Annotated in this window: 16 protein-coding genes; 12 read left to right on the top strand and 4 right to left on the bottom strand. The window is 62.1% G+C overall.

Features of this window, described 5'->3' with window-relative positions; translation table 11 throughout:
- Positions 1 to 34 precede the first annotated feature (34 nt).
- The 3 genes from ACNFBR_RS12700 (at position 35) to pdeM (ending at position 4,315) form a co-directional block, all read left to right on the top strand.
- Complete coding sequence (locus tag ACNFBR_RS12700) at positions 35 to 1,150, top strand: succinylglutamate desuccinylase/aspartoacylase family protein (RefSeq protein WP_416735206.1); 1,116 nt, start codon at positions 35 to 37, stop codon at positions 1,148 to 1,150.
- A 67-nt stretch (positions 1,151 to 1,217) separates the two neighbouring features.
- Positions 1,218 to 3,668 carry a ligase-associated DNA damage response DEXH box helicase gene (locus ACNFBR_RS12695; protein ID WP_416735205.1) on the top strand — a complete coding sequence of 817 codons (2,451 nt, stop codon included), beginning with the start codon at positions 1,218 to 1,220 and terminating at the stop codon, positions 3,666 to 3,668.
- Positions 3,665 to 4,315 carry a ligase-associated DNA damage response endonuclease PdeM gene (gene pdeM / locus ACNFBR_RS12690; protein WP_416735204.1) on the top strand — a complete coding sequence of 217 codons (651 nt, stop codon included), beginning with the start codon at positions 3,665 to 3,667 and terminating at the stop codon, positions 4,313 to 4,315. The genes ACNFBR_RS12695 and pdeM overlap by 4 nt, the downstream gene beginning before the upstream one ends.
- An 8-nt stretch (positions 4,316 to 4,323) precedes the next feature.
- Here pdeM and ACNFBR_RS12685 read toward each other — a convergent pair whose 3' ends face one another.
- The gene (locus ACNFBR_RS12685) at positions 4,324 to 4,551 is read right to left on the bottom strand and encodes a hypothetical protein (protein ID WP_003254918.1); all 228 of its coding nucleotides are present in this window, start codon (positions 4,549 to 4,551) and stop codon (positions 4,324 to 4,326) included.
- A gap of 94 nt (positions 4,552 to 4,645) precedes the next feature.
- Positions 4,646 to 5,212: a dCTP deaminase gene (gene dcd, locus ACNFBR_RS12680; RefSeq protein ID WP_003258001.1), complete on the bottom strand. Its 567-nt coding sequence runs from the start codon at positions 5,210 to 5,212 to the stop codon at positions 4,646 to 4,648.
- 327 nt (positions 5,213 to 5,539) lie between these two features.
- Between dcd and ACNFBR_RS12675 the strand changes: the two genes are divergently transcribed.
- Positions 5,540 to 5,749, top strand: coding sequence for a cold-shock protein (locus tag ACNFBR_RS12675; RefSeq protein ID WP_003254922.1), 210 nt, complete (start codon positions 5,540 to 5,542; stop codon positions 5,747 to 5,749).
- A 181-nt stretch (positions 5,750 to 5,930) separates the two neighbouring features.
- Here ACNFBR_RS12675 and apbC read toward each other — a convergent pair whose 3' ends face one another.
- Positions 5,931 to 7,025, bottom strand: a complete 1,095-nt coding sequence (apbC, locus tag ACNFBR_RS12670) for an iron-sulfur cluster carrier protein ApbC (RefSeq protein ID WP_416735203.1) — start codon at positions 7,023 to 7,025, stop codon at positions 5,931 to 5,933.
- A gap of 158 nt (positions 7,026 to 7,183) precedes the next feature.
- On the opposite strand from apbC, the gene metG reads away from it, so the two are divergent.
- The 7 genes from metG to ACNFBR_RS12635 all read left to right on the top strand — a co-directional run bounded on the left by metG (position 7,184) and on the right by ACNFBR_RS12635 (position 12,871).
- The gene (metG, locus tag ACNFBR_RS12665) at positions 7,184 to 9,223 is read left to right on the top strand and encodes a methionine--tRNA ligase (protein ID WP_416735202.1); all 2,040 of its coding nucleotides are present in this window, start codon (positions 7,184 to 7,186) and stop codon (positions 9,221 to 9,223) included.
- Positions 9,224 to 9,311: 88 nt separating this feature from the next.
- The gene (locus ACNFBR_RS12660; RefSeq protein ID WP_416735201.1) at positions 9,312 to 9,860 is read left to right on the top strand and encodes an Rnf-Nqr domain containing protein; all 549 of its coding nucleotides are present in this window, start codon (positions 9,312 to 9,314) and stop codon (positions 9,858 to 9,860) included.
- Positions 9,857 to 10,831: an RnfABCDGE type electron transport complex subunit D gene (locus tag ACNFBR_RS12655; protein WP_416735200.1), complete on the top strand. Its 975-nt coding sequence runs from the start codon at positions 9,857 to 9,859 to the stop codon at positions 10,829 to 10,831. Before ACNFBR_RS12660 ends, ACNFBR_RS12655 begins: the two co-directional genes overlap by 4 nt.
- The gene (locus ACNFBR_RS12650; protein ID WP_416735199.1) at positions 10,828 to 11,430 is read left to right on the top strand and encodes an RnfABCDGE type electron transport complex subunit G; all 603 of its coding nucleotides are present in this window, start codon (positions 10,828 to 10,830) and stop codon (positions 11,428 to 11,430) included. Before ACNFBR_RS12655 ends, ACNFBR_RS12650 begins: the two co-directional genes overlap by 4 nt.
- Positions 11,423 to 11,947, top strand: a complete 525-nt coding sequence (locus tag ACNFBR_RS12645; RefSeq protein WP_416735198.1) for an Rnf-Nqr domain containing protein — start codon at positions 11,423 to 11,425, stop codon at positions 11,945 to 11,947. The genes ACNFBR_RS12650 and ACNFBR_RS12645 overlap by 8 nt, the downstream gene beginning before the upstream one ends.
- Positions 11,948 to 11,951: 4 nt before the next feature.
- A complete protein-coding gene (nth, locus tag ACNFBR_RS12640) occupies positions 11,952 to 12,590 on the top strand; it encodes an endonuclease III (protein ID WP_416735197.1) in 639 nt (212 codons plus the stop codon).
- Between the two features lie 104 nt (positions 12,591 to 12,694).
- Positions 12,695 to 12,871, top strand: coding sequence for a PA3496 family putative envelope integrity protein (locus ACNFBR_RS12635; RefSeq protein ID WP_012273877.1), 177 nt, complete (start codon positions 12,695 to 12,697; stop codon positions 12,869 to 12,871).
- 56 nt (positions 12,872 to 12,927) lie between these two features.
- On the opposite strand, the gene ACNFBR_RS12630 is transcribed toward ACNFBR_RS12635, so the two are convergent.
- Positions 12,928 to 13,548 (bottom strand): response regulator, encoded by a 621-nt coding sequence (locus ACNFBR_RS12630; RefSeq protein ID WP_416735196.1) that lies wholly within the window; start codon positions 13,546 to 13,548, stop codon positions 12,928 to 12,930.
- A gap of 369 nt (positions 13,549 to 13,917) precedes the next feature.
- On the opposite strand from ACNFBR_RS12630, the gene ACNFBR_RS12625 reads away from it, so the two are divergent.
- Positions 13,918 to 14,400: a hypothetical protein gene (locus ACNFBR_RS12625; RefSeq protein WP_416735195.1), complete on the top strand. Its 483-nt coding sequence runs from the start codon at positions 13,918 to 13,920 to the stop codon at positions 14,398 to 14,400.
- Positions 14,401 to 14,452: the final 52 nt, after the last annotated feature.

Genomic DNA, 14,452 nt, shown 5'->3' with positions numbered 1-14,452 from the left:
CGCAGACCGTATTCGCCACGCAGCCAGGACCACCATGCACCATTCAACCCACGACCTGCTCTCACCTGTTCCGGGCATTACCCGTCAACTGCACAGCTTCCATTTCGGCCCCCGCGGTGGTGGCAAGGTGTATATCCAGGCCTCGCTGCACGCCGACGAATTGCCGGGCATGCTGGTGGCCTGGCATCTCAAACGCCGCTTAGGCGAACTGGAACAACAAGGCCGACTGCACCGCGAGATCATCCTGGTGCCGGTAGCCAACCCAGTCGGCCTGGAGCAAGTGCTGCTGGATGCGCCGCTGGGGCGCTTCGAACTACAAAGCGGCGAAAACTTCAACCGCAACTTCGTCGACCTGTCGGACAGCATCGGCGACCAGATCGAAGAACACCTGACCCAGGACTCAGCTCACAACCTTGAGCTGATTCGCGAATACCTGCGCCGTGGGCTGGACGCGCACCCAGCCCGTACACCGCTGCAAGCCCAGCGCCTGATCCTGCAGCGCCTGGCCTGCGATGCCGACATGGTGCTGGACCTGCACTGCGACTTCGAGGCGGTCGAGCACCTGTACACCACACCGGACGCCTGGCCACAGATCGAACCCTTGGCTCGCTACCTGGGCGCCCAGGCCAGCCTGCTGGCCACCGACTCGGGCGGGCAGTCGTTCGATGAATGTTTCAGCCTGGTCTGGTGGCAGTTGCAGCAGCGCTTCGGCAAGCGCTTTCCGATTCCGCTGGGTTGCTGCTCGGTCACCATCGAGTTGCGGGGCCAGGCCGATGTCAGCCATGACCTGGCCAGCAAGGATTGCCAGGCGATCCTCGACTTCCTGACCCACGCCGGCATCATCGAGGGCGCCAGCCCTGCCCAGCCCGCGCTGCTCCGCCCCGCCACCCCGTTGGCCGCCGTGGAGCCCGTGGCAACACCACTGGGCGGGTTGCTGGTGTACCACGCCAAACCGGGCCAGCACCTGGAGGCTGGCCAGCTCATCGCAGAAGTCATCGACCCGCTCAATGACCGGGTCACCGCCATCCGCAACAGCCAGCCAGGCCTGCTGTATGCGCGCAGCGTACGGCGCATGGCCACCGCGGGCATGGTCATTGCTCATGTGGCCGGCGAACAGGTATGCCGCAGCGGTTACTTGTTGGGCAACTGATCCAGTAAAACCATCGCTGCCAGCACGTGGTCTGTAGAAACACAGCCTTCGAAGGACCACCTGCCTCATGCCTGCCGCTACCGACCTCGCCAACGCCTGGTTCGCCAAGCGCGGCTGGAAGCCGTTCGCTTTCCAGCGGCGTGTCTGGGCTGCCGTCGAACGGGGCGAGTCCGGGTTGCTGCACGCCAGTACTGGCGCCGGCAAGACCTACGCGGTATGGCTCGCCGCGCTACGTGCATTCAAGGCCCAGCCGCAGGGCCGCCAGCCGCCCCCCCTGCAGGTGGTGTGGGTGACCCCCATGCGTGCCCTGGCCGCCGACACTGCACGTGCCTTGCAAGCGCCGCTGGATGAGCTCGAACTGCCTTGGAGCGTAGGGGTGCGCAGCGGTGACACCGGCAGCGCCGAACGCGCCCGGCAAGCCCGGCGGCTACCCAGCGTGCTGGTCACCACCCCCGAAAGCCTGACCCTTCTGCTGACCCGGGCACAGGCACGCGAGGACTTCGCCACGCTGCAACTGGTGGTGGTGGATGAATGGCACGAGTTGCTTGGCAACAAGCGCGGGGTACAACTGCAACTGGCCTTGGCACACCTGCGCCACTGGCACCCGGGCCTGCCGACCTGGGGCCTGTCCGCAACCCTCGGCAACCTGCAACATGCACTGGACGTCTTGCTGCCGCAAGGCGGCTTGCTGGTGCAAGGACGCCAGGACAAGGCGCTGCAGGTCGACACCCTGTTGCCGACAGTGATCGAGCGCTTCCCCTGGGCTGGGCACATGGGCCTGAAGATGCTCGACCAGGTCAGCCGTGAGATCGACGCCAGTGCCAGTTGCCTGGTGTTCACCAACACCCGTGCACAGGCCGAACTCTGGTACCAGGCGCTGCTTGACGCCCGTCCCGACTGGGCTGGGCTGATTGCCCTGCACCATGCCTCGTTGGCCCGCGATACCCGTGACTGGGTCGAACGCAGCCTGAAGCAAGGCAACCTGAAAGCGGTGATCTGTACCTCCAGCCTGGACCTGGGCGTGGACTTTCTGCCCGTGGAGCGGGTGCTGCAAATCGGCTCGGCCAAGGGCATCGCCCGCCTGATGCAACGCGCCGGCCGTTCAGGGCATGCGCCGGGGCGTCGCTCGCGGGTCACCCTGGTGCCCACCCATAGCCTGGAACTGGTGGAGGCTGCCGCGGCCAGGCAGGCCCTGCTTGCCGGCCACATCGAAGCCCGCGTCTCACCGCGCCTGAGCATGGACGTGCTGGTGCAGCACCTGGTCAGCATGGCCATGGGTTGTGGTTTTCGTCCCGAGCAGTTGCTGGCCGAAGTGCGCAGCACCTGGGCCTTTCGCACGTTGCGCGACAGCCAGTGGCAATGGGCGCTGGACTTCGTCTGCCATGGCGGCAGTTCACTCACCGCCTACCCGGACTACCAGCGCGTCGTGCGCCACACCGACGGCGTTTACCGGGTTGCCAGCGAACGCCTGGCACGGCGACACCGCATGGGTATCGGCACCATCGTCAGCGATGCCAACCTGCAGTTGAAGTACTGGGGCAAGGGCGGCGGGGGCAAGACCCTGGGCAGTGTCGAAGAAGCGTTCATCGCCCGCTTGCGCCCCGGCGATACGCTGGTGTTTGCCGGGCGGGTGCTAGAGCTGGTGCGGGTGGAAAACATGACGGCCTATGTGCGTCGCAGCACGGCGCGCAAGGCTGCGGTGGCGCGCTGGAACGGCGGGCGCATGCCGCTCTCGAGTGAACTGGCCGACGCGTTGGTCGAGCAGTTCGATGCAGCAGCCCATGAGCGCTTTGACGGCCCGGAGATGCAGGCAGTGCGCCCGCTGCTAGCGCTACAGGCACAATGGTCAGCCTTGCCCACCACCGGTACGCTGCTGGCCGAGACCTACAAATCCCGCCAGGGCTGGCATCTGTTCCTGTACCCGTTTGCCGGGCGCATGGCCAACCTGGGCCTGGCCAACCTGATTGCCTGGCGGGTCAGCCGCGAACAACCGCTGTCGGTGTCGATCGCCGTCAACGACTACGGCTTCGAATTGCTCAGCCCTACCCAGGTGGATTGGGCCAGGCACTTGCCGCTGGCGCTGAGCACCGGGCACCTGCTGGAAGATGTGCTGGCCAGCCTGAATGCCGGGGAGATGGCACTGCGGCGCTTTCGTGAAATCGCCCAGATTGCCGGGCTGGTGTTCGGCGGATATCCAGCGGCGCAGAAGAGCACCCGGCAGATCCAGGCCTCCAGCGGGCTGTTCTATGAAGTGTTTCGCAAGCACGATGCTGGGAATCTGCTGCTTGGCCAGGCGCGGGATGAAGTGTTGAGCGAAGAGCTGGAGATCGAACGGCTGCGTCGACAGCTAGTGAAAATGGGTGAACTGCAACTGGACCTGCGGACGTTGAAGCGGCCAGGGCCATTGGCGTTTGCCTTGTTGGTGGAGGGCATGCGCGAGACGCTGAGCACCGAAAAACTGGCAGACCGGATTGCGCGAATGCTGACGGAACTGGAACAGGTAGCGGGCGCGCAATGAATCACCTGCCCATCGAACACTGTGGCCAGGTGCTCTGGCTGCTCCCCGACAAGGCCATCTACTGGCCCGCGCGCCGTGTACTGCTGGTGGCCGACGTGCATATCGGCAAAGCCGCCAGCTATCGCGCCCTGCATCAACCGGTGCCACGCGGAACCACTGAGACGACACTCGGACGGCTCGATGCACTGCTGGTCGCGCATGACTGCGAGCAACTGATCATCCTGGGCGACTTCCTGCATGCCCGCACGGCCCGTGCACCGGCAACGCTGGCCAAGCTGCATGACTGGCGAGCACGGCATGAAAAGCTGCAAATAGTATTGATTCGAGGCAATCATGACCGTAACGCCGGCGACCCACCTGCCTCACTCAACATCGAGGTCATTGACGAGCCTTGGGTACTCGCACCCTTTGCCCTGCAGCACGAACCGCAGCCCCACGCGACGCATCCGGTGCTGGCAGGCCATGTGCACCCGGTCTTCGTCCTGCGCGGCAAGGCCCGTCAGCGCCTGCGCCTACCTTGTTTTCTGTTCGATGAACAGGTCAGCCTGCTACCGGCATTCGGCGAGTTCACCGGAGGTTGGGAAATCACCCCCACCCGCGCCAGCCGAGCGTACCTGGCTGGCGCGGGCCGCATCTGGCCGCTCTAGAGCGGCGCTCAAGCGACAGGCGCGGGAGGTGGCTCGTCAGGCAAGGTTGGCTCGCCTGGCTCCATGGGGGGTGTTTCACCGGGTTCCGGCGGCTGCGGGGTATCGGGGTCAGGCTGATGGGGCACGCCCCCCGCCTGCATGGGCAGCGGGTGCGCCAGCAGTGACCAGGGCAACAACCCCACGTGATTGGGCTGCAGGCCTGCCAGCTTGGCACTGATTGCGGGATGGAGTTTCATTGGCTGCTCCTGACGAAAGCCGATGCACATCATGCGCACCGGCATCACTGCGTTGGAGTGCCAAAGGCGCGGGTAATTCCCCGCGCTTGTCGGCTCAGGTACGCGGCAGGGTAACGCCGCGCTGGCCTTGGTATTTGCCGCCACGGTCCTTGTACGACACTTCGCACTCTTCGTCGGACTGCAGGAACAGCATCTGCGCCACGCCTTCATTGGCGTAGATCTTCGCCGGCAGCGTGGTGGTGTTGGAAAACTCCAACGTCACGTGGCCTTCCCACTCGGGCTCAAGCGGGGTGACGTTGACGATGATGCCGCAACGGGCATAGGTGCTCTTGCCCAGGCAAATGGTCAGAACGTCGCGCGGAATACGGAAATATTCCACAGTACGCGCCAAGGCGAACGAGTTTGGCGGAATGATGCACACGTCGCTCTTGATGTCGACGAAGCTGCCGGCGTCGAAGTTCTTCGGGTCGACGGTAGCCGAGTTGATGTTGGTGAACACCTTGAATTCGTCGGCGCAGCGCACGTCGTAGCCGTAGCTGGAGACGCCGAAGGAGATTACCCGGCTGTCCTGCTCGCCGCGCACCTGGCGCTCGACGAACGGTTCGATCATGCCGTGTTCCTGCGCCATGCGGCGAATCCACTTGTCCGATTTGATGCTCATGGCGGGGTGTCCTGAAGAGTTGCGTGGTGAAAATCGTGATGCGCATCTTACCGGTCCCGGCGCCCAGGTTAAAGTTCCATGCCTAATCCCGCGCCGGGCGGGGGCTGCAGCCGCCGTCGATCCGAATTTGCGTAAAGCGCCTTCTTACCATTGGCAGGTTGCGGAAAGTGGGGTAAGGTGGCGCCACTGTGCTGCACGTGACACCGAGAATCTCTAGTTTGATGCACGATCCTGATCGGCCCATCGCTGAATTTTCTGCTCTCTTTGCGCTCAGTCCCGGGCAGGGTTTTTCCTGACCGTTATCAAATTGTCCAAGGAGACAGAAAAATGTCCAACCGTCAATCCGGTGTTGTTAAGTGGTTCAACGATGAGAAGGGCTACGGCTTCATCACCCCTCAGTCGGGCGACGACCTGTTCGTGCACTTCAAAGCCATCCAAGCTGACGGCTTCAAAACCCTGAAAGAAGGCCAGGCTGTTACTTTCGTCGCTACCCGCGGCCAGAAAGGCATGCAGGCTGAAGAAGTTCAGATCGCCTAAGTCGATCTAGCTTCCTAGCTTTCAAAAAAACCCGCCTTCCGGCGGGTTTTTTTATGCCTGCTTGAAAGTCGGCGCTGGCTTCGCGGGCTTGCCCGCTCCCACAGAGGCTCCACAGACCTTGAGTGCTGTGCAGTCCCTGTGGGAGCGGGCAAGCCCGCGAAGTGGGCGACTCGGTCTCGGCTCAGTCTTCGCTGATGGTAATGCTCGGCATCGCCGGTGCCGCTGCTTCCTGCAGCACGATCCGCGCGCCCACCTGTCGCGCCAGCTCCTGATAGACCATGGCAATCTGGCTTTCCGGCTCGGCAATCGCCGTCGGCTTGCCGCTGTCGGCCTGCTCACGGATCAGCATCGACAACGGCAGCGACGCCAGCAGGTCGACGCCATACTGGCTGGCCAGCTTCTCGCCACCGCCTTCGCCGAACAGGTGCTCGGCATGGCCGCAGTTCGAGCAGATGTGCACGGCCATGTTCTCGACCACACCCAGCACTGGGATGTTGACCTTGCGGAACATTTCCACACCCTTCTTGGCATCCAGCAGGGCCAGGTCTTGCGGCGTGGTGACAATCACCGAACCGGCCACCGGCACCTTTTGTGCCAGGGTCAGCTGGATGTCGCCGGTGCCAGGCGGCATGTCGATCACCAAGTAGTCCAGGTCGTCCCAGGCGGTCTGGGTCACCAATTGCAGCAGCGCACCGGAGACCATTGGGCCACGCCATACCATCGGTGTGTTGTCGTCGGTGAGGAAGGCCATGGACATGACTTCCACACCATGGGCCTTGATCGGCACGAACCACTTCTGCTCACGAATCTGCGGACGGGTACCCTCGGCAATCCCGAACATCACACCCTGGCTGGGCCCGTAGATGTCGGCATCGAGAATACCTACCCGCGCACCTTCGCGGGCCAGGGCCAGGGCCAGGTTGGCCGCGGTGGTCGACTTGCCCACACCGCCCTTGCCCGAAGCCACGGCGATGATGTTCTTGACGTTGGCCATGGCCGGCACCTGGGCCTGAGCCTTGTGCGCAGCCACCACGCATTCGATCGACACCTGGGCACCGCTGACGCCCTCAAGGTTGCCGATGGCGGTCTGCAGCACCTGGGCCCAACCGTTCTTGAACAGCCCGGCGGCATAACCCAGTTGCAACTGCACGCTGACCTGCCCGCCCTGGATATCGATGGCACGCACGCAGCCGGCGCTGACTGGGTCCTGGTTCAGGTAGGGGTCGGTGTACTGGCGAAGCACGCCTTCGACGGCGGTACGGGTGACGGCACTCATGGAGACTCCCATTGGCAAACTGAATGTAAAACAGGCGCCTATCCTAACCCGTCAATCGTCAGCAGATGCGTATGTGGGGTGAAATATCTTCGCCAGCCCTTTATAGTGGCCGATCACCCTCATTTTTACCCCGTAGCCAGATAAGTAGCCGAGCCACCATGTCCGAGCCACGTCAGATTCTCGTCACCAGCGCCCTGCCCTATGCCAATGGATCGATCCATCTAGGCCATATGCTGGAGTACATCCAGACGGACATGTGGGTGCGTTTCCAGAAAATGCGCGGCAACCAGTGCATCTACGTCTGCGCCGACGACGCCCACGGCTCGGCCATCATGCTGCGCGCCGAAAAAGAAGGCATCACCCCGGAACAACTGATCGCCAACGTCCAGGCCGAGCACAGCAGCGACTTCGCCGACTTCCTGGTGGATTTCGATAATTTCCACTCCACCCACAGCGAAGAAAACCGCGAACTGTCAGGCCTGATCTACACGCGCCTGCGTGAAGCCGGGCACATCGCCACCCGTTCGGTGACCCAGTACTTCGACCCGGAAAAAGGCATGTTCCTCGCCGACCGCTTCATCAAGGGCACCTGCCCCAAGTGCGCGGCCGAAGACCAGTACGGCGACAACTGCGAAAAATGCGGCGCCACCTACGCGCCCACCGAGCTGAAGAACCCCAAGTCGGCGATCTCCGGTGCCACCCCGGTACTACGTGACTCCCAGCACTTCTTCTTCAAGCTGCCAGACTTCCAGGCCATGCTGCAGCAGTGGACCCGCAGCGGCACCCTGCAGGACGCGGTAGCCAACAAGCTGGCCGAATGGCTGGATTCCGGCCTGCAGGAGTGGGATATCTCCCGCGACGCGCCGTACTTCGGTTTTGAAATCCCAGGTGAGCCGGGCAAATACTTCTACGTATGGCTGGATGCACCAATCGGCTACATGGCCAGCTTCAAGAACCTCTGCGCACGTCGCCCGGAGCTGGACTTCGATGCCTTCTGGAACGAAGGCTCCAAGGCCGAGCTGTACCACTTCATCGGCAAGGACATCGTCAACTTCCACGCCCTGTTCTGGCCAGCCATGCTCGAAGGCGCCGGCTTCCGCAAGCCGACCGCGGTCAACGTGCACGGCTACCTGACCGTCAACGGCGCCAAGATGTCCAAGTCGCGCGGCACCTTCATCAAGGCCCGCACCTACCTGGACCACCTGCAGCCGGAATACCTGCGTTACTACTACGCAGCCAAGCTGGGCCGAGGCGTCGACGACCTGGACTTGAACCTGGAAGACTTCGTGCAGAAGGTCAACTCCGACCTGGTCGGCAAGGTGGTCAACATTGCCAGCCGCTGCGCAGGTTTCATCCACAAGGGCAACGAAGGTGTGATGGTAAGCGGTGATGCCGCGCCTGAGCTGACCGAAGCCTTCCTGGCGGCCGCGCCCTCCATCGCCGAAGCCTATGAAGCCCGTGATTTTGGCCGCGCCATGCGCGAAATCATGGCGCTGGCCGACCGCGCCAACGCCTGGATCGCCGACAAGGCCCCGTGGTCGCTGGCCAAACAGGAAGGCAAGCAGGATGAAGTACAGGCCATCTGCGCCCAAGGCATCAACCTGTTCCGTCAGTTGGTGATCTTCCTCAAGCCGGTACTGCCGGTGCTGGCCGCCGATGCCGAGGCGTTCCTCAACGTTGCCCCGTTGACCTGGGGCGACCACCTGTCGCGCCTGGAAAACCACAAACTGAACCCGTTCAAGGCCCTGATGAGCCGTATCGAGCCGGCCAAGGTCGAAGCCATGGTCGCGGCCAGCAAGGAAGACTTGCTGGCTACGCAAGCCAAGGCACCAGCGGGCAATGGCGAGCTGACCAAGGACCCGCTGTCGGCGGAGATCGAGTTCGATACCTTCGCGGCAGTCGACCTGCGCGTGGCGCTGATCGTCAAGGCCGAAGCCGTGGCAGGTGCCGACAAGTTGCTGCAACTGACCCTGGACATCGGTGACGAACGCCGCAACGTGTTCTCCGGCATCAAGTCGGCCTACCCCGATCCGTCCAAGCTGGAAGGCCGCCTGACCATGATGGTAGCCAACCTCAAGCCACGCAAGATGCGCTTTGGCGTGTCCGAAGGCATGGTCATGGCTGCCGGCCCTGGCGGTGAAGAAATCTACCTGCTGAGCCCGGACAGCGGCGCCAAGCCAGGCCAACGCATCAAGTAACCCCTCTGCCCCGGCCTTTGTGCCGGGGCAGTGCGTTCTGCACCTTGATTGCCGGACAATCGTCGCGATTCCCGGCTATCTTCATCTCATGAATGACTACATCCTGGTCCTGATCAGCGCCGCACTGGTCAATCACCTATGCAGGCTGCAACAGCCAATCTCCAGGCTGCACCTGCATGTACACGGCCTGGCGGGAGCCCTGTGCATTGCCTTGGGCGTGCTCGGCGCACAAGTGATGATGCGCGGGGTACTTACCCCATTGCGCATCCAAGACCTTGCCCTGTTCCTGCTATTGCCCTGGCTTGCCCTGCTGGCCTGGGGCCTGCCCCGGCTAATGGCCAAGTGGCGCCCGGCCTGGCCCGTAGTCGGGTTGCCAGCGCTGCTGCTGAGCAATGCCGTGGCGCTGGGGTTGGGGCTGCAGCAGACACGCGACGACAGCACCTGGGTAACCACGCTGCTGCAAGGCCTGCTGGCGGGTGGCGGTTTCTGGCTGGTGTTGATTTTGTTCAGCGATCTGCGCCAGCGCAGTGCCCATGCCGACATCCCTGGCGTACTACGCGGCCTGCCCATCGAACTGATCGGCGCCGGGGTGATGGCCATGGCGCTTTCCGGTTTCAATGGAATGTTCGGCCAATGAACAACAACCCCGACCCACGGTTACGCACGAGCATGGGCCTGGTCCTGCTGGCCTGCTTGCCTGGTCTGCTGGCTCTGTTGTGGCTGCATGGCTGGGGCATGCTGCTGAACCTGCTGCTGTGTGCCAGTGCCGCATTGCTGTGCGAAGCGCTGCTGCTGGCGCTGCGCGGTCAATCACCCAGCACGGCGCTGAACGACGGCAGCGCACTGGTGACCGCCGTGCTGCTGGCGGCCGCCCTGCCTACGCTGGCCCCATGGTGGTTGCCAGTGATCGCGGCAAGTGTTGCCATCGGCATCGGCAAGCAGGCCTTTGGTGGCGTCGGGCGAAATCTGTTCAACCCCGCCATGGTCGGTTATGCCTTCGTATTGCTGAGTTTTCCGTTACAGATGAACCATTGGCCAGGGCCGGTACCGGGCCTGCTGGACAGCCTGCGACAGGTGTTTGCAGGCGGCGAACAGATCGATGCCTGGGCCCGGCCGACGTTGCTCGACGGCTTGCGCCACAACCGTAGCCTGACCATCGACGAGCTGTTTGCCAGCCATCCGGGCTTCGGCAGTATTGGCGCGGCAGGAAGCGAATGGGTCAACCTGGCATTCCTGGTCGGCGGCCTGTTCTTGTTGCAGCGCAAGGTGATCAGCTGGCATGCGCCGGCAGGCTTGCTGGCAGGGTTGTTCGTATTCAGCCTGTTGGGCTGGAACGGTTCGGGGTCGGACTCCAATGGTTCGCCCTTGCTGCACCTGTTTTCCGGCTCGACCATGCTGGCAGCCTTCTTCATTGCCACCGAGCCGGTCTCCGGCCCCAGGAACGAATGGGCCAGGCTGTGCTTCGGCGTAGGCACTGGCCTGCTCATCTACCTGATTCGCACCTGGGGCAGTTACCCGGATGGCACCGCGTTCGCCATCTTGCTGATGAACCTGGTGACGCCAACGCTCGAGCGCCTGGCCACGCAGCGCCAGCAGGCCACCCGATGAAGCGCCTGGCACAGGATGTGGGCTTGCTGTTGCTGGCTGGGGCATTGGCCGTGTCTGCCACCCTGGCATGGCGGCATTTGACCAACCCAGCCATCAGCAGCGCCGAGAAGCAACTGCAAAGCCGCCAACGCCTGGCAGTGCTGCCAGAAGGCAGTTATGACAACCAGCCGCTGGACAACCCTCTACCGAGACCCAAGGCACAGCGCCCCAACAGCCACATCCTGGCGGCTTACCGCGCCACCCTGGCAGGCAAGCCAAGCGCTATCGTCCTGGTCACGCAAACCCAAGGTTATGCCGGGCCGATCCTGCTGAGTCTTGCCATCGCCACAGACGGCCGGCTGATCGGCAGCCGGGTCGTCGAACAACAGGAAAGTCCCGGGCTGGGCGCTCGCCTGGGCGACCCGCAGTTGCACTGGCTTGGGCAATTCGACAATCGCCAGCTGAACGATCACTGGGCGCTGAAACGGGACCAGGGCGACTTTGACCAATTGGCCGGCGCAACCGTGACCTCGCGGGCAGTGATCGCTGCCTTGCAGGAGGCGCTGAGCTACTTCGATGAACAGCGCAGCGTACTGCTGGAGAGTACCGTGCATGAATAGCTTCCGCCTGCTGGCCGTAAGCCTTGTGCCCCTGCTGGGCGCCACCCGCACACTTGCCGAAGGCGCCACCATTGGCCTGAGCGCGGTACTGATGGGATGCCTGCACCAACTGCTGCTGACACCCTTGCGTCCGCGCCTGGCCAACTGGGCCTATGTGCTGGCCAGCCTGCTGGTGCTGGCAGCCCTGGCCAGCTGCCTGCAAATGGCCCTGCGTGCCTGGTCGCTACCCTTGGCCCTAGCCCTCGGCTTCTATCCCGCCTTGTTGTGCCTGCAGTGTCTTGCCAGCGATTATCTGCTGCCCGACCAACGCCGCTGGCACCTGCTCGCCAGGCACCTCAGTGCGGTATTTGCCAGCTGCCTGCTGCTCGGCGCCATCCGCCAGTGGCTGGCCGACGTCACCGACCTGCACCTGGCCAGCCTGGCCTCCGGCGCCCTGCTACTGCTCGGACTGCTGTTGGCCTTGTACAATCGCCTGCGTCCGGGCCCTGCCCACCCACGTCGTCAAGGAAAGCTCTGATTACATGAATGCCGCCAAACGCCTGGAGATCTTTCGCAGGCTGCACGAAGACAACCCCGACCCAAAGACCGAACTGGCCTACACCACCCCATTCGAGCTGCTGGTCGCCGTGACACTGTCGGCGCAATCCACCGACGTCGGCGTCAACAAGGCCACTGCCCGGCTGTTCCCTGTCGCCAACACCCCCGAAGCCATCTTTGCCTTGGGCGTTGAAGGGCTTAGCGAGTACATCAAGACGATCGGGCTTTACAACAGCAAGGCCAAGAATGTCATAGAAGCCTGCCGGCTGCTGATCGAGCGCCACGACAGCCAGGTACCGCAAACCCGAGAGGCGCTGGAGGCGTTGCCCGGTGTAGGCCGCAAGACCGCCAACGTGGTGCTCAATACCGCATTCCGCCAACCGACCATGGCTGTGGACACTCATATCTTTCGGGTCAGTAACCGCACGGGTATCGCGCCAGGCAAAACGGTACTGGAGGTGGAAAAGAAACTGGTCAAGTTCGTACCGAAAGACTACTTGCTCGACGCCCACCACTGGCTGATCCTGCATGGGCGCTATGTGTGCCAGGCGCGCAAGCCAAGGTGCGGCAGTTGCAGGATCGAAGATTTGTGCGAGTACAAGCACAAAAGCTCCGACGATTGAGCCAATAGCTGAAAACCACTCACGGCGATTGAAAAAATCTTTTTTACCAGCGTCTGCTTTCTGGTTATAAGGACGGCCAATGGCCCCTTGGCTTGGAGCGACTCATGAGTACCGATAAAGACGACCTGTCGATCGAAGATGATTTCGTTGCCGCAGACGATGACGCGGAACCCCAGGTGGAAACCGCAAAGACCAATCTGAGCAAACGCCGCACCATCGATAACATGCTGGAAGAGCGGCGCTTGCAAAAACAGCTGGCCGACTTCGACTACGACCTGTAGTACTGAACCTGTAGCCTTGGCAAAGCCTCCTGGCCGGAGGCTTCAAGGCCTGGCCTTCAGAGGCCTTGACGTTGCGCCAGCTCGATCAGGTCGACCAGCGACTGCGCATTGAGCTTGAGCAATAGCCGCGACTTGTAGGTACTGACCGTTTTGTTACTGAGGTACATGCTGTCGGCAATTTCCTTGTTCGAACGCCCTCGCGCCAACTGCTGCAGTACCGTCATTTCACGGGCCGAGAGGCGGTTGACCATATCCATCTCGCTTCCCGCTCCCCTGCCGCGTGACGCATGCAAGGCCTGGTTGGGGAAGTAGCTGTAACCCGACAACACGGCCTTGATGGCGCTAAGCAGCTCAGTGAGTTCCTGCTGCTTGCACACGTAACCCGCCGCCCCCGCCTGCATGCAGCGCATCGAAAAATTGCCCGGGGACTGCGACGTCAGCACCAGTACCTTGCTACCCGGGCTGTAAGTCGCCATGCGGGCGATCACCTCCAGTCCATCCAGCTTTGGGATACCGATATCCAGCACCACGATATCCGGCAGGTGTTGCCGTGTCAGTTGCAAGGCAGCCACCCCATTGTCGGTTTCAGCCACAACGTCATACCCATGCCGCTCCATCAGCATGCGTACGGCCAGGCGTATGACCGGGTGATCATCCACGATAAGCACTTTATTCATGCGATATCCATTGATTCATTGTTATTGCTTTGGCACGCCACGATAACCGACGGAAGGCTTGCTGGCGCGGCGATTTGCCGGCGAAACTCATGGGCAGACAAAACTTACAACACTTACAGAAATCTCCTACACACCATGACTATCGTTGTAACAAACAAATTCCTTATTACCGAATTAACGGTATCACCCACCTGCAACAATTCACCAGTTGAAAACTGACCTTCGGCTGCAGAAACTTCCAACGCAAACATGTTGAAAAAGTAAAGCGGCAAGCTGTCTTGACGACTATTCCCGCCCAGGGAAACAGTCCTGTCTTCAATCGAGTACCCCAGCAAGTTAAAGATGGTCAAAACCGCTGGAGCCGGCCACATGACCCAAGCACAACCTGTCGCCCCGCTGACGATCATTGCCATCTTCGCGGGGGTCATCGAAGCCTCCGCCCTTGCCACACTGCCGTTTCTCAGCGAGTCCAGCCAAAAGCTCTACATTTGGTTCCTGGTGGGCTTCCCGTTCTTTCTGACAGCACTGTTCTTCCTGACACTCAATTTCAACTACAAGTCGTTTTACAGCCCCACACCCGACACAACCGCAGACGACTGTTCGCTGGCACCCAACAGCCTGGCCGCGCCTGCAATGGGTAACGAAGCCTGCGAAGCGGTTCAAGGCGACCCCGTCACGTTCATGTTTTCCGGCCCCGACGCCTATCACATGATGGAACAACAACTCTTGTCCGCACTTGCACAGCCTCCTGTGCCGGCGCGCACCTGGCGCTTTTGCAACCTGGATAGGCGTCAGTGCGCACAGCTTTCGATCAGTGCACTGGAGGGCTATGTTGTGAAACACGACAGTTGAACACCCCGATTTTTCTGCACGCATAAAAAAACCCCGGCCTCAGCCGGGGTTT

The sequence above is a fragment of the Pseudomonas sp. NY11955 genome (genome assembly GCF_048068035.1).
Lineage (GTDB): Bacteria > Pseudomonadota > Gammaproteobacteria > Pseudomonadales > Pseudomonadaceae > Aquipseudomonas.
Note: the sequence above shows the minus strand (reverse complement) of the source record. Positions and strands in the feature narration are given on the sequence as shown.

What these genes read in the sequence shown, in the direction of transcription:
- ACNFBR_RS12700 (WP_416735206.1), top strand. Translation starts at nt 35, where the DNA reads ATGCACCATTCAACCCACGACCTGCTCTCACCTGTTCCGGGCATTACC.
- ACNFBR_RS12695 (WP_416735205.1), top strand. Translation starts at nt 1,218, where the DNA reads ATGCCTGCCGCTACCGACCTCGCCAACGCCTGGTTCGCCAAGCGCGGC.
- pdeM (WP_416735204.1), top strand. Translation starts at nt 3,665, where the DNA reads ATGAATCACCTGCCCATCGAACACTGTGGCCAGGTGCTCTGGCTGCTC.
- ACNFBR_RS12685 (WP_003254918.1), bottom strand. Translation starts at nt 4,551, where the DNA reads ATGAAACTCCATCCCGCAATCAGTGCCAAGCTGGCAGGCCTGCAGCCC.
- dcd (WP_003258001.1), bottom strand. Translation starts at nt 5,212, where the DNA reads ATGAGCATCAAATCGGACAAGTGGATTCGCCGCATGGCGCAGGAACAC.
- ACNFBR_RS12675 (WP_003254922.1), top strand. Translation starts at nt 5,540, where the DNA reads ATGTCCAACCGTCAATCCGGTGTTGTTAAGTGGTTCAACGATGAGAAG.
- apbC (WP_416735203.1), bottom strand. Translation starts at nt 7,025, where the DNA reads ATGAGTGCCGTCACCCGTACCGCCGTCGAAGGCGTGCTTCGCCAGTAC.
- metG (WP_416735202.1), top strand. Translation starts at nt 7,184, where the DNA reads ATGTCCGAGCCACGTCAGATTCTCGTCACCAGCGCCCTGCCCTATGCC.
- ACNFBR_RS12660 (WP_416735201.1), top strand. Translation starts at nt 9,312, where the DNA reads ATGAATGACTACATCCTGGTCCTGATCAGCGCCGCACTGGTCAATCAC.
- ACNFBR_RS12655 (WP_416735200.1), top strand. Translation starts at nt 9,857, where the DNA reads ATGAACAACAACCCCGACCCACGGTTACGCACGAGCATGGGCCTGGTC.
- ACNFBR_RS12650 (WP_416735199.1), top strand. Translation starts at nt 10,828, where the DNA reads ATGAAGCGCCTGGCACAGGATGTGGGCTTGCTGTTGCTGGCTGGGGCA.
- ACNFBR_RS12645 (WP_416735198.1), top strand. Translation starts at nt 11,423, where the DNA reads ATGAATAGCTTCCGCCTGCTGGCCGTAAGCCTTGTGCCCCTGCTGGGC.
- nth (WP_416735197.1), top strand. Translation starts at nt 11,952, where the DNA reads ATGAATGCCGCCAAACGCCTGGAGATCTTTCGCAGGCTGCACGAAGAC.
- ACNFBR_RS12635 (WP_012273877.1), top strand. Translation starts at nt 12,695, where the DNA reads ATGAGTACCGATAAAGACGACCTGTCGATCGAAGATGATTTCGTTGCC.
- ACNFBR_RS12630 (WP_416735196.1), bottom strand. Translation starts at nt 13,548, where the DNA reads ATGAATAAAGTGCTTATCGTGGATGATCACCCGGTCATACGCCTGGCC.
- ACNFBR_RS12625 (WP_416735195.1), top strand. Translation starts at nt 13,918, where the DNA reads ATGACCCAAGCACAACCTGTCGCCCCGCTGACGATCATTGCCATCTTC.